The organism is Salinibacterium sp. SWN248 (assembly GCF_015864575.1).
Taxonomy (GTDB): domain Bacteria; phylum Actinomycetota; class Actinomycetes; order Actinomycetales; family Microbacteriaceae; genus Rhodoglobus.
Window position 1 is genome coordinate 132,378 of record NZ_JADYWW010000001.1, and the last position, 26,424, is coordinate 158,801.

Below are 26,424 nucleotides of genomic sequence, written 5' to 3' on the forward strand. Positions count from 1 at the left end.
GGTGGGGTCGGGCGCGTGAAATGCCTCGCCGCAACGACTTGTCGATCTGCGCGGTTGCGGCACGGGTCAACGACGATGTCGCTCCCCGGCCATATTCTGATCGGGACATGTACCTTCTCTCCGATACCGCTCTCGTCACGAGCGCCAGCGATCTGACCCAAGCCTCGAACTGCGAGTTCGGCTTTCTGCGCGTGCTCGACAAGCGGTTGGGGTTCTCGACTGATCCGCTGCCCGACGACGACGCGATGCTCATGCGGGCGGCCGAGCTCGGCAACGCCCATGAGGCCCGGCTGCGGGATCGCTATCGCGACGAGTTCGGCGATGCGATGGTCGAGTTCGATAAGCCTCCGGGGCGGGATGCCGCGGTGCTGCGCGACTATGCCGCACGCACGCGCGACGCTCTGCTGGCCGGCGCCCCCGTCGTTTTTCAGGGCGTGTTCTTTGACGAAACCGACCCGGAGTCGCCGTTCATCGGCTACGCCGACTTTCTCGTCAAACAGCCCGACGGCAGCTATCGGGTCGTCGACTCGAAACTCTCGCGCCACGTGCGCGTCACCGCCCTTCTTCAGCTGGCGGCGTACCACGAGCAACTCCAGAAGCTCGGCGTTCCCGCCGACGGCACCGTCGAGTTGATCCTTGGCAATGACACCTCCGAGCTCGCTGCCGTGGCCGATATCTCGCCTGTGTTTCGGCGCCGTCGCGCCCGCATGCACGCGATCATCGCCGAACATCGCGCCGAAGCGAAGCCGGTCGACTGGCACGACGAACGCTATGCGCGGGATGGCCGCTGCAAGTTCTGCAAGGAACCATCGCAGGCTGCCGATGATCTGTTTACGGTGGCGGGATTGCGGGCCGGGCAGCGCACGAAGTTCCTGGCGGCGGGCATCCGCACCCTCACGGACCTCGCTGAAACCGAAGAGCGCCCCGACGACCTCGCGATCCCGAAGGCGAGTTTCGCGAAGCTTCATCTTCAGGCCAAACTGCAGCACACGGTCGATCCGGCTGACAACCACGCGAAACCGCCCGTCGTCGTTGTCGATCCCCTGCCGATCGCGAGCCTGCCCGCACCCAACCCCGGCGACCTCTTCTTCGACTTCGAGGGCGACCCGATGTATTCGGAGCCCGGTATCGGCGGAACGCCGCGCTGGGGCCTCGACTACCTCTTCGGCTGGGTGGATGCCGTGGGCGACTTCGACTGCCTGTGGGCGCACTCCCTCGACGAGGAACGAATCGCGCTGCGGTCGTTCCTGAAGTTCGTCACGGAGCGGCGGCAGCAGCATCCGGGCCTCCACATTTATCACTACGCCGCCTATGAGAAGACGCACCTGCTGAGCATCGCCGCGCGGCACGGCGAGGGTGAGGATGTTGTCGACCAGCTGCTGCGCGAGGGGGTACTCGTTGACCTGTACCCGATCGTGCGGGGCGCGCTGCGCATCGGAACGCCGTCGTATTCGATCAAGAAACTCGAGCCGCTCTATATGGGCGACGAGGAGCGTGCCGGGGTGACGAACGCGGCCGATTCGATTGGCGAATACGTGGAGTCGAGCGTCGCCGCAGCCAACGGCAACATGGAACGTGCGACCGAGATTCGGGATGCGATTGCCCGCTACAACGAGTACGACTGCGTGTCGACGCTCAAGCTGCGCGATTGGCTGCGGGCCCTGCCCGAGGTGCAGGGCGTCACCGTTGAGGTCGACGAGACCGAGTTAGATGTGAAGGCTTTCGAACCCAGCGCGCTCGACCTTCAGCTGCAGGCCCTCGGCGACGATGCTGAGGAACGCGGCGACGACACTGCTGCGAGCGCCTACCGGATGGCCGCTGCCGCCATCGATTATCACCGGCGCGAGGTCAAGAGTTTTTGGTGGGAGCACTACGACCGCCTCGAGCAGCCCTCCGAGCTGTGGGAAGACACTCGCGGAATCTTCGTGGTCGACAGCGCGATGCTGACGATCGATTGGCATAAAGAGGGACGCCAACGCACCGAGCGTCGGCACCTGTATCTGCGCGGCCAGTGGGCTCCGGGCAGTAGTGCACCGCGGCCGGGCGGCGACGTGTTTCTCGTCTACGGCAACCCGCTGCCGTACGTTCCGCCGGGCCATCGCGCCGGGCATCGCCTTGCCCGCGCGGTGCGTTTTTCTGACCCCGCCGAGGATGCCGATGGCATCTTCGTGATCGAAACCCGCCCCGACGAGATCCCGGCGTGGGATGAAATGCCCACCCACATCACGCCCGGCCCGCCCCCGCGCGCCGACAGCATCGTCGCCGCGATCGAGGCCTGGGGCGAGACGGTCGTTGCGGCCGCTCCCGAATGGCCCGACGACGCGATGTCCGATCTTCTGCTGCACAAGGCGCCCGCCACAGTGAGCGCTCTCGAACCCATGACGAGTGCGGATGATGGTGTGCGCGCCGTCATCGCCTCCTTGGTCTCGCGGCCGAGCGGCTATCTCGCCGTGCAGGGCCCTCCCGGCACGGGCAAGACGTATCTCGCGGCCCACGTCATCCACGAACTTGTCGAGAGACACCACTGGAAGGTGGGCATCACCGCGCAGTCGCACAAGGTGGTCGAGAACGTTCTCGATGCGGTGGTGCTCGACGCGAACCTCAACCCGGAGCTGGTGGCGAAGGCGGTGCCGGGCGAGTTCGGGCCGGGCTATTACGCCGATGGTCCCTTCAGCGAGCTGCCCTACAACGGACACGCGGGTTTCGCCCTTGAGCACGAAAATTCCGGCTATGTCATCGGCGGCACGGCGTGGGATCTGACGAACCGCAAGCGCGTACAGGCCGACCAGCTCGACCTTCTCGTGATCGATGAGGCGGGCCAGTTTTCGCTCGCGAACACGATCGGTGTGGCGGCGAGCGCGAAACGCATCTTGCTGCTCGGCGACCCGCAACAGCTTCCGCAGGTGAGCCAGGGCATCCATCCGGCCCCGGTTGATGGTTCGGCGCTGGGTCATGTGATTGGTGAGCTGGCGGTGCTTCCGGATGACTTCGGCTACTTCCTAGAGGAGAGCCGCCGCATGGATGAGGCCGTCACGCGCCCCGTCTCGCAACTCTCGTACGACGGCCTGCTGCGCTCGCACGCGTCAACCGAGGGGCGGATGCTCGCCGGCGTCGCCCCTGGCTTGCACTCGGCGCCGACCGCTCATGTCGACAACTCAACGTTCGCGAGCGAGGAGGCCGACCGCGTGGTGGAGCTGGTGCGCGAGCACCTCGGAGCCCTCTGGACTTCGCAGGCCGGCGGCACCCCGAAGCCGCTCGATGAGGACGGCATCATCGTGGTGACGCCGTACAACGCGCAGGTGGAACTCATCCGCGGTCGCCTCGATGCTGCGGGCTATTCGTGCGTCGTCGTAGGCACGGTCGACAAGTTTCAGGGCCGAGAAGCGGTCATCTCGATCGTGAGCCTCGCTGCCTCGAGCGCCGACAATGTGCCCCGCGGCCTCGACTTCCTGCTCTCCCGCAACCGCCTCAACGTCTCCATCTCGCGCGCCCAGTGGGCCGCGTACCTCGTCTACTCGCCCGCGCTGCTGGATTCGCTGCCACAGACTGCGGAGGGCGTGGCGACGTTGAGTCGGTTTATCTCGTTGGTGGAGGGCACCTGAAAAAAGTTACTCTCCGCCCCACGAAGGCTCCTCCGAGCGAAAGTTCCGGACTGGCTGCGCGCACGGACTCCACCCGTGTTCCTGAAGAGGCACATCCTTTTGCGGGCTGAAGACTGGGCAATCGCGTGGCCGCCGCCTACCGACAACTCAACGCGAGCGAGATCACCGACCGTTGAGAGCATCAGCAACGGACAGTGAGAGACGTTCGAGGTCGCCTTCGGCTAGAGCGCTAAATGTTTTCCATCCCTGTTCGACCAGCCACGCATCCCGCTCTGAGTCCAGATCAGTAACTACACAGATCTTTTCATCGGGCCACGAAAGCTCCATGACCCACTCATTGTTCGGCCCGAGGTCGGTACCGACGATAGGAGCCGGCACTTCTTGGTTTCGAAGATGAACCGCAAGATCACCGATGCCATCGATGCCCCACATGATCGCCTCGTCCCACGCGTCTAGCTTCTCGGTAGTTACCGGAGCAGCCCCCGCGCTGGGGTTCGGGATGGATGCCGCCCCAGACGAACTCAGTAGAACCCGTTCCAAGAAGTCTTGCGCGAGTCCACGCGACAGGTCGTCGTGGAAGCGTTGGTTCGAATAGCTGCGCAGGCACATGTAGCAACTCGTCTCGCGTCCACACTCGCAGCCGGAGACGATATCGAGTGCTGACGTCAGCACTGCGACAATCGACTTGGCGATGAGCTTCGCGTAGCCGGCACCTCCGGGAACGGTGTCGACGATGTTGATTGTCGCTTTCTTCGACGACAGTTGCGTGATCGTCGCGTCGATGTTGTTAGGCGAGATCTGCAGTGAGTGCGCCGCTCCGTTCAACACCGCATACATGACCGATCGCGCAATGTCTTGCACGTCCTTCTTTTGGTCTCCCCAAGAAAAGGGGAACTCGAAACGGGCAACGTCGGTTTGGAACTTGTGAGCCAGAGCCTGCACGGAGTATCCGCCCGTGCAGGGACGATTACTCATAGGGTTGGTGTGACCTGTCGGCCACGGAGTCATGAAGTCCATTCCAAAACCGCAGAAATTGCAGATGCGAAAACCGCTGTCGGTGGACCCGTTGTTGAGTCTCACCATAAATGCCCGCTCGAGGGTGGTCGAGGCGACTTCGCCTCCGGGAAATTTACCTGTTGAGGTGTCCGCTATGACGCCGTCGGACGCAAGTCGCGTTTGCCCGCGCCAGCTGACCCGCGGCGGGCTGTCGCCTGGCCGCTGCCGGCCTCCTTCGCCGATAAAGCCGAAGCGAGGTTCTACGTACTTATGGGGCATGCCTGCATCAGCATCGCCGCACTCCGCACAGGGCGCTTCGTCTCGTTCTAAGGACTCTGAATAGCGGTCACAGTTTTTGCAGATGCGGAAAAACTTGGTCTCGTTCTCTTTTCCTGCTTTTCTGGCGACCCCGACTGATTGCCAAAGGTAACCACCCGCTACGAGCTTCGCGCCAGGCGCATATTCGAAGATCGCTTGCGACAGGTCACGTGAGAGGTCTAGTTGCGTCGCAACGTCAGTTCCACTCGCACTCGTTCTCATGTCTACTGTGTCGACCGGAAAACCATACTTGGGCAGCAGGTTTCGATTCGCAAGGAATCCCAAGAGGTCTTTTTTCTGAAGCGTCTTTTTCGTTCGATCAAGCTTGTCTCCATAGCCGCCCTGCTTGGCGGCATAAGCCGCTTCGACGGCAGCGTCATAGATGGCCATTTCTTCTGAATGGTCAGTGCTGACCAAGTCGAGAAGGTCGAAAAGTTCTTGGGTCCAGTTTTCCCATTTCAGCTCCGGAGCCTTAGCGATCGACTTATCCAATACTTGGCCAACGGCTTCAACGACCGCGGTCGGTTTTGCGCTGAGCCACGGCTTAACCCGTGATGCCGCTGTATTTCCCAAGTCATCCGGGCCAAAGAAGTTTTCGACTTGGGGGTAGGTCTTTCCTCGTGACTGGAATTGCTCACGGAAAAAGGCCGCGAACGCGATAGAGAAAAGATGGCGTTGGGCGATACGCGGGTTATCGATGGGCACAACTGGAGGGCGAACCGTGCCCGCAATAATCATGGCCGGGTTGGCGTAGCTCGTCAGGTCGTGAGAGCGACGCTGCGCATAGGTGACCACAAGTGCGGCATTGTCTAACCGGCGTCCTGCGCGACCTGCGCGCTGGATGTAGTTCGACACCGTCGGCGGAACATTTTTCAACAGAACCGACTGCAGATCTCCTACGTCAACGCCGAGTTCGAAGGTTGTGGAACAGGACAGAACGTTCGTTCTTCCGGCGATGAAGTCCTGCTGGATGATCGCTGCTTTGTCGCTTGACCACTGGGCTGTGTGTTCCATCGCTGTGAGTGGGATCGGCTTGAGCCCTCGGTAGAGTGCGCGGTAGTGGCTGTCGTCGTGCTTCTCGGGCGGGAGTTCCCACTCCACGAGTTTTCCTTCGCATCGGTACGCCAAACACACTCCGCTCACCGAGCGATGCGCCAGCCGCGTGCAGACGCTGCATTTAAAGAGTGTCGATTCCTGCGTCAGCGTTTCACCTTGCACCGCATTGACATCGAGCTGATAAATCACGCCGAGCGCACCAGTAGGGCCGACGGTGAGCCAGTGCGATAGCGGGCCGTCGCGTCGCTCAAGCATGCGCCAGATCCCTCGCAGAATCTCATCGACTCGGCTTATGTCGAGACCGCGCGCTTCGACGACCTTTCGCAGGTAGTCAGACCGCCTGTTTCGACTGGATGTTGGCTCCCAGCTAAGAACCTTTCTTTTGCTATCCGACCCGGTACCACGCACGTAGATCGGACCTAGGCGTGGTTCGAAAGCTTCGTCCTTCAAGTTCACTTGCGGCAGTGCGCTCAAAGCCCCTTGTGTGCGCAAGGTGCGAACAAGCTCTTGGAGTAAGTCGAGAGCTTCGTCATCCGAGAACCCTAAGTTCCTCAGCGGGGCAAGGACTGCCATGTCTGTTGGCGGGCGCATCGCCCAAGCGACTAAACCAACGCCTTCCAAGGAAATGCGCTCATCGAGTCCGTTAAGTTCGGTCTGAAGCCAGGTTTCTGTTGCCGTCTGCTTAGCCAGCGGAGTATCGGTCGTTTCAAAGAAGGCGGCATCGTCTGCCAGCTTTCGAGTAACTGACGCGATGTCAGACGATGCCGCTGGGATCCCCTCGAAGAACGCCCGACCGATGGCCGCGTGAAGCACTCGACGTTGAGCGAAACGGCCGTAGGTTCGTTCTAGATACGGCGCAAAATACGCTGCTTGCTGCCGGCTGTCGCTAAAGACCAGAAGTTTGCGGCCACCGCCGGGGCGGTCACCCTGTTCCTCGACCGACGCGGCAGGCATCGCTTGATAAAGACTCGTGGTCAGAACGCTGACCGAGGCATCGTTACCGCTCTCGAAGCGGCGGATGGTTCGCTCGCCCTGAGCACCGCACTGCAAGCACTTTTTGACTACCGAGCCGGGGTTGTTCACTCTCAACACACGCGTCATCGCGGTGTTGCTGCACTCCGGGTTTGTGCATGCTGAAGCACCGGCTGGATCAATGAGTCCGCATTGTCCGCACAGCGTGACACGCTCGGACTGCAGGTCTGCGACCGCATCATTGTCGAGCACAACGTCGTCTTCGTCCTCTAGGTCGCTTTGCTCTGACGAATCAGTTGAGAGGTCGATCGACAGCCATGTGACTTTCTCCGAAACTGAGTTCTTCGGCACGAAATAGCGGCGCCCTCCCTCACCGGCTTGAATAGTTCCCGCGAAGTAGGTGCCACCACACTTTTGACATGCCGCAATCTCGAACACCGACCACGCGCACTCGCTGCACCGTTCCTGTCTCGCGAGGCCTACGTGGGGGCCCGACGGAGAGAGACATGTGAAGGCGCCTTCTGTGGCTCGAGCAAAGAGGTGGTATTTCGCGGAGAGGAGCGGAACTCCGTTACCGTCGGTGGTGCGGGCCGCCATCGATACGAGGTCTCTCAAATCGGCAGCAGTAATGTCCGAATCGGGCCCAATACGATTGAGCACTTCTTTGAGCGTCCTCGGCTTTTCGGATGCCAGTTGCACTGTCTCCGCAAGTGTGGCTTCTCCTGCGAGCGCATCGTGCAGTGAGGTTGCGCTTGAACCTCTCCGTTTGGCCGCATCGATGAGGTCGGTGTCGCTGAAACGGTTGGAGAGATCGGCTGTCGTGAGCCTGCCCCACACCTCGTTCGTTCCCCAGGGCAGCCGGGTCGCGGTGACGACGTCGGTGTTGCCCGCGAATGGTGCTCCGAACAGCGATTTCGCGAAGTCTGCGGCACGATCAAGGTCGTTGCCCACGGTGGCACTCGTCGCGATGTACTGCAACGAATCCACTGCTTTAACGCGTTCACGCAGGCGACGGATGAGGAACGCCACTTCGGCGCCCGTTGCTCCGTCGTAGACGTGTGCTTCGTCGACCACGAGAAACTTCCACGTGTTGGATTCGCTTTCGAACAGGTCCATATCCTTTGGCCGGAGCAAAAGGTATTCCAACATCGCGTAGTTGGTCAGCAGAATGTGGGGCGGGTTAGCGCGCATCTCTTCACGGCTGAGTAGTTCATTGGGGAGTCGGCGCTCGCCTGGATGCTGCGCCCTAAACTTCTTCTCTGCTTGGCTGGCTTCTTCCAGCGTTTCCCCCGTGTAACGCCCAAACGTGATTTCGGGCGTATCGGCCAACATCTGACGTAGGCGCTTGAGTTGATCATTCGCCAACGCGTTCATCGGGTAAAGCAACAGCGCGCGAACGCCCGAAGTGAGGCCATCATTACTGGCTTCTTTCTGGAGGTGGTTCAGGATAGGGATCAAGAAGCTCTCGGTTTTACCTGAGCCGGTTCCCGTGGCGACGATCGCGTTGCGACCCGCGGTGATTTGCCGAATCGCCGTTTCCTGGTGCATGTAGACCGGCCTGTCCAGGGGAAACGACTCAGAGGCGAATCGTGCAAACCGGTCGTCTAGCGTGCCTTCCGCGATGAGTTCGCGGATGGTTGCACCAGTCGCATACGGCGGAGTGACCTCAAGGTACGGCCCCTTGGTGAGCCCTTCGGTTGCCGCGGCCGCAATGGCTTTCCGCAGACCCTCAGCGAGTCGGGGGTCTTGAGGCGAGATGAGCGACGATAGGTACCTCCGATAGTCCTCGGCGATGTTCGCGCTGACGGCAATCGGATCTATCGAGTCCATTCGTTTCTCCAGTTCATGATCCAGAGTTCGGCGATAACCAAATCCTGTTCGACAAAGGCGGGGGCTGCCTCCGCAAGTTGTGCGTAGTAATCGCGCAGTACTGCGTAGAGCCCGCGGGTGTTTCCGAGGTCTCGTGCTGCAAGTCGCGCGACGATCGCGAGAGCCATCGAGAGGGCCGGGAGATTTCTCCATCCGTCGGCGCCGATGCGGGCCTCGATAGCATCTGTCCCTCCAGGCCCGAGCACGTCAAAGATCGCGCTCTTTGTCCGTTGAAGGATCGCGCGCGAGCCGCTAGTAAGGTCGCGCAGTGTTCTCGAACTGCGTGCGTCAAAGAGCTGACGGGCTGCAATCATTCTTGTGTCTTGCTGCAAAAGCCGGCCAGGAATCGGGCTCGCAGCAGCCCAGATTTGCTCTAGGCGCTCAACAGGAAACTGGCTAAGCATTGGAGTGTTGTCGTCAAAACGCCCGATTTTTGCGTGTGGGTCTGTTCCGGTGTCCAAGAGGGTTAAGGCGTCACGGCCCGCAAAATTCTCCAGGTTGCTGATGAACTCAGGATCGGAATCTTCTTGTGTGCCTTCGTAGTCACCGACGAGCCCAAGGAACGAATTGAGCGGCCAGCTTCCGGGCACCGGCGGCGGAATCTCACTTCCGGTAGCGGCGAGATCGCTATCGACAACGAGTCGCATCAGCACCGACGGCTCTAAGGACGTCTGCATTGCTGTGTCGAGGAAAAGGGCCGGGTGCGAAGCGAACAAACCCGAAATCTGGGACCGAATCCATGAGTACGTGCGCGTGGTGTCGAACTTCCCGAGAAGCGACAGAATCTGTGCGGCCAGGGGCAACGCACTCGCGCCCGAGGGCATCTCGCCGCTTCCCTCAAGCCACCGTGAGAACTCACCTTCGACGCTTTCATCAGATTCTTCGAGCGGCAGCATTGTGAGGTCGAAAACGTTCGGGTCAGTGCGATCTGGCATCTCTGGCCACGGCGATGGCGACCAGGGGTCGTCGACTCTCAGCAGAACTTTCGCTCGCCCCATTTGGCTTACAGCACGGTCGATTGCTGCTGAAGCGGCGCCATCGGCAAATGAGATCACGGTCGGGAGTTTCCACGGCGAATACTTCGGGTAAATGGCCGCGGCGAGCCCCTGCGGAGCGCTTGGTGAGATCACCAGAGCACTCGTCTCCGCATCAAACCTGACCTCGTCAGCAAGCTTGCGGGGGCGAAGGTTGCCTACCGGTACTGATTTCTCGCCAATTCTTAGCTGCAGGCGTCCCGATCGTGCCGATCTGGCGGTGTCTGCGAGTTGGCCAAGGTTGAAGTTCACGTACGAACGCTGACCGGTAACGACCGCATCGATGGTTTGCTCTACGCCTTTCGCCGAGACCAAACCCAGAGTGGCCCACAGGCCCGCAGGAACGGTTACGCGGAGATGCGTGTCTTCGAGACTTTCGCTGTCGAGCGACTGCGGAAGCAGCGTGACCACAGGAAAAGTGGAACCGCGCGTGACCGCAATGTTCATGTGGGGAACGCGAACAACTATTGCCAGCTCACTGGCTTCGGATGAGAGAGTCACGGTCGCCGACGGCGTGCTTCGGTCTAGTTCCAGACTCTGGTTATCTTTGTCCGCGCACGACAGCGAGACGGTCGCCGGCTCCATCCCGTTACCCTCGGCCGCTAGGTACCGGAAGGTCGGCTGATGGCGTGCTGCCCAGCCCTCTGCGACCACTACGCGACGAGTGAGGCCGCGCCCGAGAGCACCCCGCACAGTGATGACGTATTTACCCAGCAGCGACGCGGGGCGCTCCGGCCACAATTCGACTTCCAGCGGGTCGCTGGCCGACCTCACTTCGGAGCTCCACAGCGTTCGGCCAGAGGATTCTTCGGTCAGCGAAATGGTCCACGGTAGGGAACCAGCGCTGCTGTCACCCGATGCCGGAAGCGTCACGCTGGGCACGTCGCTGTAGACGATGGAGTCGTCGCTCGTCGTCGCACCGAGAACGGGTTCGGGGTAAGCGATTTGAGGTCGAGTTGATGTGGAGACGAACCGGGCACGGTCTTCGCCGCGGCTGAGTTTTTTCACGCCATTGAGGTCGACGGTGGCGAAGATCCACGACTCCCAACCGAAGGGTGACTGGTGTTCTGAGATCACCGGGCAGGGGCCATCGAATTCAATGAGTTCGTTGAAGGGTTTGTCGCCAGATTGTGGCGTTCCGATCACGACGAGATCGCGCGGCAGCGAGTTGCGTGCCGGTATGAGGACACCCGTTGCTGCGTCAAAGATAAGGAGCGGATCATCCGGGTCGACTACCGTCATGTCCCACTCTTGTTCACCGGGGCGAGCCCGGACAGAGACTGCTTTTGTCGGCTGGCGAAGTGAATGGATGATTGTCTTTGCGGGCAATCCCGGCCATGGGGGCTCCGCGGTGTACGACGCTGATCGCCCTTCCGAGGCCAGAGTCCAGTGCACCGTTTCTTCGAGGGGCACTTCCAGTGAAGGCAGCGTTATCGCGACCCCATGCCGGGCGTCGTCCCAAGTGAGAGTGGGTACGTAGACCACTTCTCGGCTGCGGGTGCCGCGACCGGGGCGTGAGACCAAAGCGCCGGTCTCAACAAGTCTGCCAATCTCATCCACGATGTGGCGGGCAAGCCCCGAGTCAGGGGATATTCCTCCGGTTGTGGCGGCGTCGAATGCAACGAGGCAGCGATCAACGAAGTCTTCGGCGATCTCGCCGCCCTCGCGGAGAAAGCGCCAGGTGGGCGCATCCAATCCGAGCAACGAAGCAGACTCTCGGTTCTGAGATCGGGCCCATGCGGCGAACAGCGCACCGCTGGTTCCGGCTCCGCGTCGATCTTGCTTGACCAACAGACGAAGGAAGCCTTCAACGCTGCCGACGGGCACTCCGGCGTGCATGAGAATCTCACCGACGTTGGCCATCGGCGTCGTAAACCGTCGGAGGCTGTAGTAGTCCAGTATTTCTTTGTATCGGGTGACGACAAGGTCGGTGTCGCCCTGGGATAGGCGCACACCGAAGGCTTCGTTCACAAAAGGCCAGAATGTGCCCTCGTCGTAGTCTCTTCCGCCGACTGCGGTCAGCCCGATGAGAAAGTTCGCCCTAAACAACGAGAGAAGATGCTTCCGATCCTCGCGAGTATCGCAATTGCGGAATCGGTTACCGAGCCACCGGAATGATTCAGTCGCCTCGCCTTGGTCAACATCCGCTTCCATTACCAGCGATGTTCCGACGAGTCGCTGCCGCCATTGAGATTCGCGTTCGCGCAGCTCGAGTAGTTCTTCCATGATGTCCCTCGGGTTTAGGTCAAAGTTTCAAAGCTTTGCAGGCTATGACCCACCTATGACATTGGCGTGAAGAGGTCTCATGTTGCTACCCCCCTATCTAGGGTGAGCAGCGGCGAGGCCCCTGTTTCTGCGGCGATGTGGCTGACGAACACGCTCGCAGCCGCTAATTTATTGACTATTCGTTGGATAGAGTGTCAAAGCCCGCACCGACGTTGTCGTGGTGTCTGGGCGTAAGGGGATGACGTGACCGATGTACTTTCACAGGCCGGGGAGCTTGCGGGCGAACTAGCTGTGGCGCCTGGCTCAATCGTCGAGGTTCGCGACGCCGTGTGGCTTGTGACGAAGGCAACGATGACGACGTCGGGCGTATTCGTCGAGGTGCAGGGGCTTTCTGACCTTGTGCGCGACACGAAGGCTGGTTTCTACAGCGACATCGACGACATTGTTCCGCTCGACCCGGCAAAAGCGTCCGTGGTCGGCGATGATTCCACTGGCTATCGCAAGGCCAAGTTGTGGCTGGAAGCGACTCTTCGCAAGTCTCCGGTCCCCCTCAACTCCCCCGGTCTGACGGTCGCCACGCGGATGCTGGCCGACCCGCTCGGCTATCAGCAGGCGGCGGTGCGCAAGGCGCTTGATCCGCAAAATCTGCGCCCGCGCATCCTCATCGCTGATGCAGTGGGCCTCGGCAAGACGCTCGAGATCGGCATGATTCTGTCGGAGCTGGTTCGTCGGGGTCGCGGCGAGCGCATTCTGATTGTGACTCCGCGCCATGTTCTTGAGCAGATGCAGCATGAGATGTGGACACGGTTCGCGCTACCGTTCGTGCGGCTTGACTCGATCGGCATCCAGCGGGTGCGGCAGAAGCTGCCCGCCACCCGCAACCCGTTCAGTTTGTACAAGAGGGCGATCATTTCGATCGATACGCTCAAGCAGGAGAAGTACCGCGCGCATTTAGCGAAGCACAAATGGGATGCGATCGTCATCGACGAGTCTCATAACATCACGGGCAAGACTCTCAACAACCGCTTGGCGCGCGTTCTTGCGCCCAACACCGAGGCCCTGATCCTCGCGAGCGCGACTCCCCACAACGGCAAGAAAGAATCGTTCGCCGAGCTGATCCGTCTGCTTGAGCCAACAGCGGTGACGCCGGATGGCGACATCATCGAGTCTGAGGCGAAGCGTCTCATTATTCGCCGTCACCGTCACAGCGAGGAGGTCGCTCGCGAGGTTGGTGGTGACTGGGCTGAGCGTCTTGAGCCACAAAACTTCTTGGTGAACGCATCCCCTGAGGAGAATGCGGTCGCGGATGAGCTGTCGAGCGTGTGGTTGCACCCCAGCGGCTCGTCTCCATATTCCGGTGCCACGTCGGCACTGTTCCCGTGGACGCTCGCGAAGGCGTTCCTCTCGTCGCCCGCAGCGCTGCTCGAATCGATCCGAGAGCGGCTGCGCAAGCTCGACGCGGCGAAAGACACTTCGCAGGCCCGAGAGGTTGAGGCTCTGGAACATCTGCAGTCACTCGCTGAAGCGTCTCTAGCCGGCGCTTCGGCCAAATACGCGAAGTTGCTTGACTATCTTCGGAGCATCAAGGTTGGCCCGAAGAGTGCCGAGCGGGCGGTGGTTTTCTCTGAGCGGGTAGCAAGTTTGGGCTGGTTGCGCGACAAGCTCATGAAGGATCTGGGGCTGGGCGCCGACCAGATCAAGGTGCTTCATGGTGGCCTGAGCGATGTTGAGCAGCAAGAAACGGTGGAGAGCTTCAAGCAGTCGTCGTCACCGATTCGGGTTCTCATCACGGGCGATGTGGCATCCGAGGGTGTCAACCTGCATTCGCAGTGCCACGAGCTGATCCACTTCGATATTCCGTGGAGCCTCATCCGCATTGAACAGCGCAACGGCCGCATTGACCGGTACGGCCAGAAACATCCGCCGCAGATCAGCACCCTGCTACTGAACCCGACCAACGACAAGTTCTCGGGCGATGTTCGTGTGCTGCAACGCCTGCTGCAGCGAGAGCGCGAGGCTCACACAGCGCTCGGCGATGTCGCCTCGCTCATGGGCAAGTATGACCCTGGCGCCGAAGAAGACGAGATCAAGAAGGCTCTCGCGGCTGGTCGCGATGTCGACGAGATTGTCTCGACGGTTGAGCAGGTGAGCGCGAGCACCGACGATCCTATTGCCGCCCTCTTGGCGCAGCTCGCACATGCGCAGGGCAGCGAAAGCAAGCCTGCCGCCTCCGCCGCCCCAGAGCACACGGTGGATGCCACAACCGGTCTCTTCGCTGATGACACCTCGTTTCTCCTCGACGCATTGGACGAGACGTTCGTTGCGCCGGCCGCATCCGCCGCGAACAACGGTGTGGGATTGCTCAAAGATATGGCTCACTCATTCGTCTCATTGGTTCCCACGCGCGATTTGGCGCAAAGGCTAGAAGTGCTGCCTCAGAGCTATCTTCGCGACCGCAAGGTGACCGAGAAGCTGAAGTTGGTGGTCGCAGAGCCGCGGGCGAAAGAGCTGCTCAAGGATGCCCGCGACAACAAGGCAAGCACCTCGCTCTGGCCAGAGGCGCACTATCTTGGCCCGCTGCACCCGGTGCTGGAGTGGGCGAGCGATCGCGCGCTCTCGAAGTTGGGGCGCAATCAGGTGTTCGCGGTGCGTGGCGATGTTGAGTGTCCGACGGTTCTGCTGCTGGCGTCATTGACTAACCGCCGGGGTCAGGTCGTGGCGAGTTCGCACGTGACTGTGCAGTTCCCCGATCCCAGCAACACAAGGGTGGCCTTGACCAACATCCATGCGACTGCGCAGGAGGCGTTGGCTGAGGTGGGTTTCGCCGCGGCGACCCGCGTGAATCCGGGCGTTGTGAAGACCGGCTCTCTTCAGCACCTCATCGCTCCGGCGGTGGAGAACGCAGCATCGAGTGCCCGCCAGCTTGCGGTGTCGTCGACGGAGGCAATCGAAGCCCGCATCGAGTCGTGGTCGTCGCGCATCGAAGAGTGGGAACGTAGCGCGGATGCGATGCCGCAGCTTGAGGGTCTCAAGTCTCGTCGCGTGACGGTAGAGGAGGAACGCACAATGGCTGAGTCGATGAAGCCAAACCAACAGTTGGTGCGCCCGCTTCTCGTTGTTGTTCCGCAGGACTTTGTCGGCGAAGACCCGACTGAAGGAGTAAACCATGGCTGATGAAGCGATCGTTATTGGTGAAGGTTGGCTCAGCGAGCACTATTTCACTACCGAGGCAAAGTCGCAGTCGTTCCGCGCTCAGGTGTTGGCTCGCCGCAAGGAGTGGGATGAGCAGGATACTGATGGCCACCCGTCGGTGCGTGCTCGGTTCAGCGCAATTCGGGCCGCAATCGAGTCGCGGCTGGCCACTCTCGACTCTGGCGATTCGGATCTGAGCATCCGCGACGAACTCTATGTACCGCTCCGAACGGCACTCGGCTTCAACGGTGGCGGCTACCACCTCGAGCAAGACGGGCCGTTGCTGCGACTCACCCAGCCAGGACTCTCTGACGGTTCCCCGCTGGTGATCGTGGAGGGGCGCCCGGTCGATACGGTCGAAGATCTGCTCTCGAAAGACGACGACACACTGTTGGTGCCGTTTGAGGTTGATGACAACGCGAAGCACAACATCACGTCGATCTCGCGAATGCTTTCCACTCTCTTCACCGACGACGAGGGCCCTAGCTTCGCGCTGGCATTCGCCGGTAAGTGGCTGCTGGTGGCGGAGCGCGAGCGCTGGGCCGAGGGCCGTTACCTTGCCGTTGACCTTCAGCTTGTGGTCGCGCGCAACGACGCGAAAAAGGGCGGCGAGATCGACCGCGCTCTCTCGTGTGTGAGCGCCGATGCGTTGGCTCCCGATGCCGAAGGTGACATCTGGTGGAGTTCGATTCTCGAAGAGTCGATCAAGCACACGGTCGGTGTCTCGCAGGATCTTCGCGAGGGAGTGCGGCTTTCGATCGAGATCATTGCGAACGATGTGGTGGCTCGTCGCGCACGCCAGGGCCTCGACCCGCTGCCGCAGTCAGAGGCGCAGGTTCTCGCGAAGCAGTCGTTGCGGTTCTTGTACCGCATCCTGTTCCTCCTCTATGCGGAGTCGTCGCCCGAGCTCAAGGTTCTGCCAGTGGGCACGTCCGAGTATGAGGAGGGCTACAGCCTCGATCGTCTGCGTGAGCTGACTCTCGTGTCGCTGCCGACGGAAGAGTCAGAGCACTCCAAGCACCTCTACGAATCCCTCGCGGTACTGTTCCGCCTGGTCGACCAAGGACACGGCGCAGAGCCCGCACAGGACAACAATTCGCAGGATGCCGACGCCTCCGATCTGCGCGAGGGCTTAGTCTTCAACTCCCTGCGCGCGGATCTGTTTCTCCCGAAGGCGACAACCCATATCGATGAGGTGGGCCTGAGCGATTCTGAGCTACAGAAGGTGCTAGCCCACTTGCTGCTGAGCAAGGAGCAGAAGGGTCGCGATCGCGGCTTCATTAGCTACGCCGATCTGGGCATCAACCAGTTGGGTGCTGTCTATGAGGGTCTGATGTCGTACACGGGCTTCTTCGCCGAAACGGACCTGTACGAGGTGGCGAAGGATGGCAACGCTGAGAAGGGCTCCTGGGTTGTTCCGGTAGACCGATCGCACGACATTAATCCGAAGGACTTCGTCAAGACCACGAACCCGCTGACCGGCGAAGCGGTTGCGGTTATTCACGCACCCGGCAGCTTCGTCTATCGCCTTGCGGGCCGCGAGCGCCAGCAGTCGGCGTCGTATTACACACCCGAGGTGCTCACCCGATTTACGGTGTCGCAGGCCCTCGAAGAGTTGCTCGATCAGTACGGCACTACTACGCCGGCTGATGAGATTCTCGGGCTCACGGTGTGCGAGCCTGCACTGGGTTCCGGCGCCTTCGCGATCGAAGCAGTACGTCAGCTCGCCGATGCTTATCTCAAGCGCAAGCAAGAGGAGCTAGGCGAACGAATCGATCCGGATGAGTACCCCCGCGAACTGCAGAAGGTCAAAGCGTCGATTGCGCTTCATCAGGTCTACGGCGTGGACCTCAACGCCACCGCGGTCGAGCTAGCGGAAATCTCGCTGTGGCTCGACACCATGTCGTCGGATCTCAAGGCCCCGTGGTTCGGTCTACACCTCAAGCGAGGCAACTCACTCATTGGTGCTCGCCGTGCTGTCTACAGTCGCGACTCAATCAATTCGAAAGCGTGGCTGAAGTCTGCCCCGAAGGATGTGCCGATGTCCGACCTTCGCGAGGACATTGACGCGGGCACGATCGGCTCGAATGTCTCAGGATCGATTCACCACTTCCTGCTCCCCGCTGAGGGCTGGGGCAGTGCGGTTGACGCGAAGGAAGCGAAGGAGCTGTGCCCCGAGGCACTAGCCGCGCTGAAGACGTGGCGTCGCCAGATTGTGTCAAAGCCCACCAAGAAGCAGCTCGATCAGCTCGCTGCGCTGTCGATGCGCGTCGAGACACTGTGGCAGTTCGCCCTGCGTCGGCTGGAGATCGCCGAGCACGAGATTCGTCGGCAGATCCCGCTGTGGGGAAACGAAGTCAACGGCGATGAATCGGATGCTGGTGCGCACACTACGGTGACGCGCGAACAGATTGAGGCCAAGCTCAGCGACGCAAATGGTGCTTATCAGCGCCTACGTCGAATCATGGATGCGTGGAACGCGCTCTGGTTCTGGCCGCTCACCGATACCCTCACTCAGGGAGCACAGCCCCCCACGCTCGACGAGTGGCTGGATGGCGCACGCGCCGTCTTGGGCGAGCACACCGAGCGGAACAAGAGCGCAACAGCCCATGGCGCCGTCACTCTCGGCTCAAGCTCCACGGGCTGGGCCGCCCTCAACGACGAGGAACAGGACAACCTCGACTTTGCCTCCGCGTCACCAATCGACGACGCACTAGTGCAGCACCCGTGGCTGCAAGTAACCGACCGCATCGCTGAACAGCAGGGTTTCTTCCACTGGAACCTCGACTTCGCTACGGTCTTCGCACGCGGCGGCTTCGACCTGCAAGTCGGTAACCCACCGTGGGTGCGACCGCGTACCGATATCAAGGCGCTCCTCGCTGAGGGGGATCCTTGGTGGCAACTCGCTATCAAACCGACACAAACGGAACTCGTCAAAAAAAGGATCGAAACGCTGGCCATCCATGGGATGGTCAACACCGTCGTTGATGGCACAAGCGAAGTCGCTGGAACCACCGCGTTCGTTGGGAATATAGCGAACTACCCCGAGCTTCGTGGCTTGCAGCCGGACCTTTACCGATGCTTCATGGCGCTCACATGGGGGCATATGAGAGCGGGAGGAATGAGCGCCCTCATCCACCTAGATTCACACTTCACGGATGATGATGCAGGAGTTCTTCGCGCCGCGACTTACGTTCACTTACGTCGACACTGGCAATTTGTAAACGAGTTCAATCTCTTCGAAATACAGCACCAGAAGAGGTACGGCGTAAACATCTATGGTGTGCCGCGATCGAAGATTAGCTTCCTGAACGCCGTGAACATGTATCACCCAGACACTGTCTCAAGATCGCTAGTTCATGACGGTTCCGGGCCGGAGCCGGGCATCAAAAATGACGCTGGCCAATGGGACCTTATGCCACATAGCGCCCGGATCACCCGCGTTGACGAAGGAAGCCTCCAGACTTGGCGCAACTTGCTGGAGTCCCCTCTAGTCCCGCTAACTCAGTCGAGAATGGTGTACGCCGTCAACAGGTCAACGGCGAGCGCGTTAGACAAGCTCTCGAAGAGCGCTCGCGTAGGAGAACTCTCCCCGTACTACTCAACAGGTTGGACAGAGGGATCCGACAATACCAAGAAAGGTCTGTTCGACGTTTCGTGGGGAAAAGTTGATTCCTGGCCGGATGCAATACTGCAGGGGTCCTTTATCTATGTCGGAACGCCGTTCTATAAAAGTCCAAACAAAACGATGCGCCACCATCTAGATTGGACTCCACAGGACCTAGAGAGCTTGAAGCCCAATGAGTTGCCTACGACAAGCTTCAAGCCAATGGGAGATCGGGCAGTTTACGACGCAAACTACGCGCATTGGGGCGAGAAAGAACTGCCGGCGCGAGATTTCTTCCGAGTTGCATGGCGGAATATGGCCCCCAATTCGGGGGAAAGGACTTTAGTGCCGGCGATCATTCCGCCCGGTGCATCTCACATCGACACAGTCAGTTCGCTTGGCATGCCCGATAAACCATTAGCGGAACTCGTAGTCGTAGCGGGCCAGCTGGGCTCACTTGTGGCAGATTTCATGGTCAGGATCGCCCCCAAAGCGCATATTCGAGCCAATGTCATTAATCGGCTTCCCCTAGCCGCGACGAACACCAAGACTTCACGTCTAATTCTTTTGCGCACCCTTCGACTAAATGCACTGACGGATGCGTACGCTCCGCTTTGGGCTGAGGTATGGGCACCAATTTTTTCTGAAGACAAGTGGGCTGGCGGCCTCGATTACCCTGGCCGACAACCGATCTCCGACTCCAGTCCAGTTTGGTCACAGGAGGCGCCGCTTCGTCGAGCAACTGATCGCAGACAAGCACTTCTTGAGATTGACGCTTTGGTAGCACTGTCGCTAGGCCTCGATGTGGACGAGCTTTGCACGATCTACCGAACGCAATTCCCAGTGCTCCACGGATACGACCAAAACACTCACTTCTACGATCTGAACGGGCGCCTGATCCCAAACTCGGTGCTAACAGTCTGGCGACAAAAGCAGGATCGCATCAGCGAAGAAGAGCGAACCGCCACCAACCCCTCGGGCAATACCTATACCTACGAGCTTCCGTTTGTGACGCTTGACCGCGAGGCAGACATGCGTCAGGCGTATGCGCATTTTGAGAAGATTCTGGAAGAGCGTTCATGAGTGAACTGCTCCCCACCCTGCAAGCCGAAGATGTTCGCATGGGGCTCGTCGATTACCTTTCCACCACCTTCGCGCTTGCCGACGAAGATGCGCGAGAGGCACTCGATAGCTTTTTGCGACATCCAGAAAATGGCATCTTCAAAGGGCCCTACGTGCGGCTTCGCCTGCCATTTAGGCCCGCTGAAGATGGGTGGCGGCAGAGCCTCGAATGGCACGAAGGGTTCCCGCCCTACGGGCACCAAGCCGCAGCCTTCGCACGACTGAGCAGCGCAAACCTCGGGACGGAGAAAACACGCCCGCAGCCGACCCTCGTCACCACGGGCACCGGTTCCGGAAAGACCGAAGCGTTCCTCTACCCCATCCTCGACCACGTGCTGCGAGCAAAACGTGAAGGTACAGGGGGCATCAAAGCCCTCATCCTGTACCCGATGAACGCCCTCGCCAACGACCAAGCCCGCCGCCTCACCGAACTCATCACCACCAGCCCCGCACTCGCCGGCGTGCGTGCCGCCCTCTACACCGGACAAACCGGGCCCAGCCGCAGCAACGTCACCCCCGACGGGCTCATCACCGACCGCAAAACCATCCAGGATGACGCCCCCGACATCCTGCTCACCAACTACAAAATGCTCGACCAGCTACTGCTGCGCCCCGCCGACCAAAGACTGTGGAAACAGAGCGCAACGAGCCTGCAGTACCTCGTGCTCGACGAATTTCACACCTACGACGGAGCCCAAGGCACCGACGTCGCCATGCTGCTGCGCCGGCTCGGCCTCGCCCTCAAACGTCACTGGCCCACAGACGACGAAGCAGCCGCACAACTCGGCATCGGTGACGAAGCTCGTGCGCGCCCGCTCGGACTCATCACCCCCGTCGCCACCTCCGCAACCCTCGGCGATAAAGGCGACCCCAGCCGCATGGTCGAATTCGCCCGCACCGTCTTCGGCGACGAATTCGACGACGACAGCATCATCACCGAGACCCGACTCGACCTTGACGAGTGGGCCGACGACGCCGAGACACGCATGGCGACGGCAGGCCTTGCCGCCCGTGCCGTCGACGCGCCCCTTGTCGCGCGCATTGCCGACGTGATCGACGCCCTCGGCGACGACGGCCAACGAGAAGCCGCCACCGTAACTACTGCCGTCCTCGGCAACCTCTACATGAGTACGGGCAACAAACCTGACGCGGATACCGTCGGCCAGTTCACCCACGCTGCACCGGAGCTACTGCTCGACGCCGCCAAAGCACACCCCTTTATTCGAGCCCTCATCGCTTCAGCCACCGAGGCCGTGTCGCTCGATACCCTCGCAGAATCGCTCTTCCCCGCGGGGCTCGAGGTCACCGAAACCGCCGACGACCGCGACGCACGCCGCACCAACTTCTTGCGCTCTCTGCTGGCAGCCCTCAGTCACATCCGCGCCATAACTGGACGTTCCGCAGCATCCGTCGACCTGCACCTCTGGGTGCGCGCCCTCAGCCGAGTCGACCGCATCGCCGGCCCCAGCGTCGCCTACGACTGGACCGACGACGGCGGCACCGACGAACGAGACAACACCGACGCCTTCAGCAGCGAAGGCCGCCCACGATTCCCCGCCATCTACTGCCGACACTGCGGACGCAGCGGATGGGGCGTGCAACTCGGCCCCACCGGCTACGACCTCGACACCAGCGACACCGACATTCGCCGCAACCACGCCAGCAACTCAGCCAGCACCTCCCGGTTTCGCGCCCTCATCTACGCACCCCGCGAAGCCGACCAACAGGATCGTCGCGCCGCCGGTGACGACACCGTCGAAGGCCTCTTCTGGTTTGACGTGCAACAGCGTCGCCTCGACATCGAAATGCCTCGCTACGACGCCGACGACATCTCCACCAACGTGCTGCCCGTGCTCACCCTCGTCGGCGACGACGTTGACGACAACAGCCAAAAAGACATGTGCCCCAACTGTCTCAAACCCGAAGGAATTCGCTTTCTCGGAAGCGCCATCTCCACCCTGCTCTCGGTAAGCATCAACACCATCTTTGGCGACCGCCACCTCGACCAGGGCGAAAAGAAGGCCCTCGTCTTCACCGACAGCGTGCAGGATGCCGCACACCGTGCCGGATTCGTGCAGAGCCGATCGCACGTCTTCAGCCTGCGCAACGCCATCCGCGAAGCTATCGGCGATGGCTCTGCGACTCTCGATGATCTCGCCGAAGAATTGCTGCGCCGGGCCGGCGACGACAAGTTCCGGCGCTACCGCCTCCTCTCGCCCGAACTCGTAGAACGGGACACCTTCGCTCCCTTCTGGGAAACCGGAAAACTGAACAAGGTACCCACCGCCACCATGCGGCTCGTGCGCCGCCGCATCAAGTTCGACCTCGCCATGGAATTCGGCCTTCAGTCGCGCGTTGGTCGCACCCTCGAACTCACCGGAGCGATCGCCGCCGAAGTCGACGGCGGACCAGCCAGCCGGCTCGAAGCCATCGGCCGGGCCACCGTCAAAGACTTCGAAACTGCCGGATACCTCGACGACGAAACCGGCGGCGAAGTCAGCACCGAAAATATCGTGCGATGGGTGCGCGGCACGCTCGAACGCATGCGCGACCGGGGCGCCATCCAACACGAATGGTTCAAGCGCTACCTCGAAAGCGACGGAGACGACTGGACGCTGTGGGGCGGGCGGCCCAAGGGCCAAGGAATGCCCGCATTCCCCCGCGACCGCGAAGCACCCGCCTATCCGAAAGTTAGCAGTGCTAACTTTGGAACCAACAAACGCCCGTCACGCCTCGACACCGTCACCTCCGCCCGCGGCTGGTATGCACAGTGGACACGCAAAGTGCTCGACGTCAGTGCCGCCGACGGTGCCAAACTCAGCAAACTGCTGCTCGCCGAACTCGCTAAGAGCGAGATCATCGAGAGTGTCAGCATCGGCGGCAGCGGAGCCATCGCCTACCAACTGAGCCCCAGCCGCATTCTTGTTAGCCCCGTCACTCTCGACGATCAGACCCACGAGTACCCCGTGCTCGAATGTGACACCTGCCAGACCCCGGTTCCCGGAGCATCGACCATCATTTCGCAACTCGGCGGCGGGCCCTGCCTCGTCGGGCGTTGCCTCGGCACGCTGCGGCTCCACAGCAACGGAACCAACTACTACCGCGACCAATACAACGACGGAGACATCCGCCGCGTCGTCGCGCGCGAGCACACCAGCCTGCTGAAAGATGACGTACGCCTCGCCTACGAAAACGGCTTCAAAGCATCCATCGATCGACCGGATGCCCCCAACGTGCTCGTCGCCACCCCCACGCTCGAAATGGGTATCGACATCGGCGACCTCTCCGCGGTGTTCCTCGCCGGGCTGCCCCGCTCCGTTGCCTCGTACCTGCAGCGAGTCGGACGAGCCGGCCGCCTGACTGGCAACTCGCTCACCATGGCATTCGTCGTTGGGCGCGGAGACCAACTGCCGAAACTTGGCGAACCGCTCTCTGTGATCAACGGAGAAGTGCGCCCACCGGCCACCTACCTCAACGCAGAAGAGATTCTGCGGCGCCAATACAGCGCCTCCGTCATCGACCGGCTCTCGGCAGAGGGAAAGACAGGCATGGTCGCCACCGCTCGCGACGTGCTCGCCACGACCAGCGAGAAGTCGTTCCTCGACACCGTGATCACCGACGCTGAAACTAACGCTGCCGAATACCTCACTGCATTCCTTTCGACCTTCGACCATGTCGATGCCACTTCTGCGGATGTGCTCACCGGCTGGGCAACCCCCAGCGATGAACCTCGCAGCAGCTCCTTCGCGCAGACCCTCATCGGCGCTTGTGCCCGCTGGAACTTGGAAATCGAAACGCTTGGCCACCGCCGCAAGGCGATCATGGAATCACTGCCGGCGCTGCAAACGCAAGCGGATCACCCTGCCGCGACCGACGACGACAAAGTTGCCCTGCGCTCGGCCAAGGCTTCGCTCAAGATGGTCGACCGGCAACTGTTCGAGTTACGTACTGAACACTGGGTCGCCGCTCTCGAACGATTCGGAGTGCTCCCCAACTACACGCTCCTCGACGACAGCGTGCGCCTCGACGTATCGCTCAGCTGGATCGACCCCGAAAGCCAAGAGTTTCAACACGACTCGATCAGCTACGACCGCGGGGCCGGAATTGCCATCCGCGAACTCGCGCCCGGCGCCACGTTCTACGCCCAAGGTGTTGAGATTCGCATCGATGCCGTCGACCTCGGTAGCGATGGCGCGCGCATTCAATCCTGGATCTACTGCCCAGAGTGTGGCTACGCCCACGATGCAGGAGTGCCCACAGAAGGTGCCAACACAAATGGCCCCGCTTCGTGCCCACGCTGCGAAAGCCCCGGCATCGCCGACGCCAACCAACGGTTCGACGTCGTTGAACTCGAACAGGTATCGGCAGAGGTTCGCCGCGACGAATCGAGCATCAGCGACAGCCGCGAAGAACGTCAGCGTGAGAGCTTCAGCGTTCAGATCGCCGCCGATATCGACCCCGCCAACGTCACTCAACAGTGGTACGTCGAAGGGTCCGGATTCGGCGTCAAGTACATGCGCGAACTCACCATCCGGTGGCTTAATCTCGGCAAGCAAGCTGGCGCTGGCGCACCCCGCATGATCGCCGGCGAAGAGCTCAGCCCACCGCTCTTCAGAGTGTGTGAAGCCTGCGGCAAACTCGACCAGAAGGGCGAGATAAACAGCGCCAGGGAACACCGTGCCTGGTGCCGCTACCGCAACTCAAAGACCGAACACACCCGCCAACTCGCCCTCAGCCGCACCCTCAGAACGCAGGGCGTGCTGCTGCGCATCCCCAACTCCATCACCATTGGCGACGGTCTCGGACTGCCCAGCATCACCGCGGCCCTGCAGCTGGGCTTGCGTGAAGTCATCGGCGGAGACCCCGACCACTTGAGACTCGCCACCATCGTCGAACCACTTCTGGGAAACGACTTCAATAACACCGCGATCCTCATTCACGATGCCGTGCCTGGTGGAACTGGTTATCTGGCCGACCTCGCCAACCAAGACAAAATCCGCAACATTCTTGAACTCGCTTGGAAGATCGTCGCCACCTGCGAATGCCGCAATGAAGGCCGCAGCGCGTGCCACCGCTGCTTGCTGCCGTTCGCCCCGGCCGGGGATCTTAATAACGTCTCGCGGGCGAGCGCCGAACGGAGCCTGCGGCTCATCCTTGGCATCGACGATGAAGGTGCCGGGGACGATTGGGCCATCACCGAAGTCGATCCGGGCACACAAGACCCGGAGTCAATGCTCGAGCAGTGGTTCCGCAAGGTGTTCAAAGACCGCGCCGCCGCGCTCGGAGCGACGATCAAAGAGATCCCGAGCGAGTGGGGCAATCGACTGCAGATCACACTGCCCAACTCGAAACTCGTCTGGCGACTCGAACCTCAGCCATCCTTGGGCTTCACCCGACCAGACTTCGTGCTTGAGCCGCTCGGCGGAGGCGGGACCAAGCTCGCAATCTACACCGACGGCCGAAAGTACCACGCCTCCCCCCAGCACAATGTGCTCGCTCAAGACGCAGAGAAAAGGCGCGGGCTGCGGGCCAAAGGCTATTTTGTGCTCGGCATCACCTATGACGACATCATGCGCGCGGATGCTGGCGAAGCCGAGCCGCAAGCCGGCTGGTTCAGCCGTGACTTCGCCACGCAATTCGTCAGCAACTTCAATCTGTCACCCGCAGCGATCGACCATGTCACTGCCAACCCCATGACGCAGATCATGGAATGGATGCAGAACCCCACAGGGGCACAAGACCACTGGGAAGGGATCGCTAAAGCCCTCCCGCTGCTGACCATCGCGCCGATGAGCCAATTCATTACGCCTAACGACGCCGAGAATAGCCTTATCGCCCTGGCTGAAACGGAACTCACCGGAACCCCGGCCGAGGCTCTGAGCAACCCGACACTGTGGCGGCTCAGACACGGCCCCCTGGTAATGCTGTCGCGAACGGTCGAAGGCGCCACAAATCCCGAAGTCGTGCTCATGCTCGACGACCGTGATGCCGCCGTCTCTTCTGAAGACCATGCAGATGCGTGGCGGCTCTGGCTGAGACTCTCGAACCTGCTTGGCCCACGCCCCGAATTCCCGCCGACAACCATCATGACAGTCACCGAAGCACAGACATTCGAACCGGCACAACCTGTCGACGACTCATTCACCGTAATCGGTTTCGAGTGGGAAGAAGTCATGGCTCTGGCGAACGACGGAGACAGGCAGCTCGTGAAGTTGTTGTCAGAAGTCCCCGACATGCCCGTGCCCGAAATCGGCAGTGAGTTCGGCGACGGCATCCCTCTCGGCATCGCCTGGAGCGACCGCAAAGTGACAGTGACTGGCGACCTTCAGCACGACGAAATCTCTGAGCTCGAAGCATCCGGATGGATCATCGTGCCCGCAACCCTTGAAGACATTACCGCTGCGCTCCAATTGGAAAGGTAACCCTCCCT

The 26,424-nt window shown here is 61.0% G+C and carries 6 protein-coding genes; 4 read left to right on the top strand and 2 right to left on the bottom strand.

Annotated elements, in window-relative coordinates; genetic code table 11:
- Positions 1-20: 20 nt before the first annotated feature.
- On the top strand, positions 21-3,602 hold the full coding sequence (locus I6E73_RS00655; RefSeq protein ID WP_231600493.1) for a TM0106 family RecB-like putative nuclease: 3,582 nt from the start codon (positions 21-23) through the stop codon (positions 3,600-3,602).
- A 162-nt stretch (positions 3,603-3,764) separates the two neighbouring features.
- Here I6E73_RS00655 and I6E73_RS00660 read toward each other — a convergent pair whose 3' ends face one another.
- Both I6E73_RS00660 and I6E73_RS00665 read right to left on the bottom strand, forming a co-directional pair.
- The gene (locus I6E73_RS00660) at positions 3,765-8,774 is read right to left on the bottom strand and encodes a DEAD/DEAH box helicase (RefSeq protein WP_197122298.1); all 5,010 of its coding nucleotides are present in this window, start codon (positions 8,772-8,774) and stop codon (positions 3,765-3,767) included.
- Positions 8,762-12,073, bottom strand: coding sequence for a hypothetical protein (locus I6E73_RS00665; RefSeq protein WP_197122300.1), 3,312 nt, complete (start codon positions 12,071-12,073; stop codon positions 8,762-8,764). Before I6E73_RS00665 ends, I6E73_RS00660 begins: the two co-directional genes overlap by 13 nt.
- Before the next feature lie 243 nt (positions 12,074-12,316).
- Between I6E73_RS00665 and I6E73_RS00670 the strand changes: the two genes are divergently transcribed.
- Genes I6E73_RS00670 through I6E73_RS00680 form a run of 3 tightly spaced genes read left to right on the top strand, consistent with a single transcriptional unit; the run spans position 12,317 to position 26,416 of the window.
- On the top strand, positions 12,317-15,247 hold the full coding sequence (locus tag I6E73_RS00670; protein ID WP_307784189.1) for a helicase-related protein: 2,931 nt from the start codon (positions 12,317-12,319) through the stop codon (positions 15,245-15,247).
- On the top strand, positions 15,240-19,955 hold the full coding sequence (locus I6E73_RS00675; RefSeq protein WP_197122302.1) for an Eco57I restriction-modification methylase domain-containing protein: 4,716 nt from the start codon (positions 15,240-15,242) through the stop codon (positions 19,953-19,955). Before I6E73_RS00670 ends, I6E73_RS00675 begins: the two co-directional genes overlap by 8 nt.
- Complete coding sequence (locus I6E73_RS00680; protein ID WP_197122304.1) at positions 19,952-26,416, top strand: DEAD/DEAH box helicase; 6,465 nt, start codon at positions 19,952-19,954, stop codon at positions 26,414-26,416. The genes I6E73_RS00675 and I6E73_RS00680 overlap by 4 nt, the downstream gene beginning before the upstream one ends.
- Positions 26,417-26,424 lie beyond the last annotated feature (8 nt).

What these genes read in the sequence shown, in the direction of transcription:
- I6E73_RS00655 (WP_231600493.1), top strand. Translation starts at nt 21, where the DNA reads ATGCCTCGCCGCAACGACTTGTCGATCTGCGCGGTTGCGGCACGGGTC.
- I6E73_RS00660 (WP_197122298.1), bottom strand. Translation starts at nt 8,774, where the DNA reads ATGGACTCGATAGATCCGATTGCCGTCAGCGCGAACATCGCCGAGGAC.
- I6E73_RS00665 (WP_197122300.1), bottom strand. Translation starts at nt 12,073, where the DNA reads ATGGAAGAACTACTCGAGCTGCGCGAACGCGAATCTCAATGGCGGCAG.
- I6E73_RS00675 (WP_197122302.1), top strand. Translation starts at nt 15,240, where the DNA reads ATGGCTGATGAAGCGATCGTTATTGGTGAAGGTTGGCTCAGCGAGCAC.
- I6E73_RS00680 (WP_197122304.1), top strand. Translation starts at nt 19,952, where the DNA reads ATGAGTGAACTGCTCCCCACCCTGCAAGCCGAAGATGTTCGCATGGGG.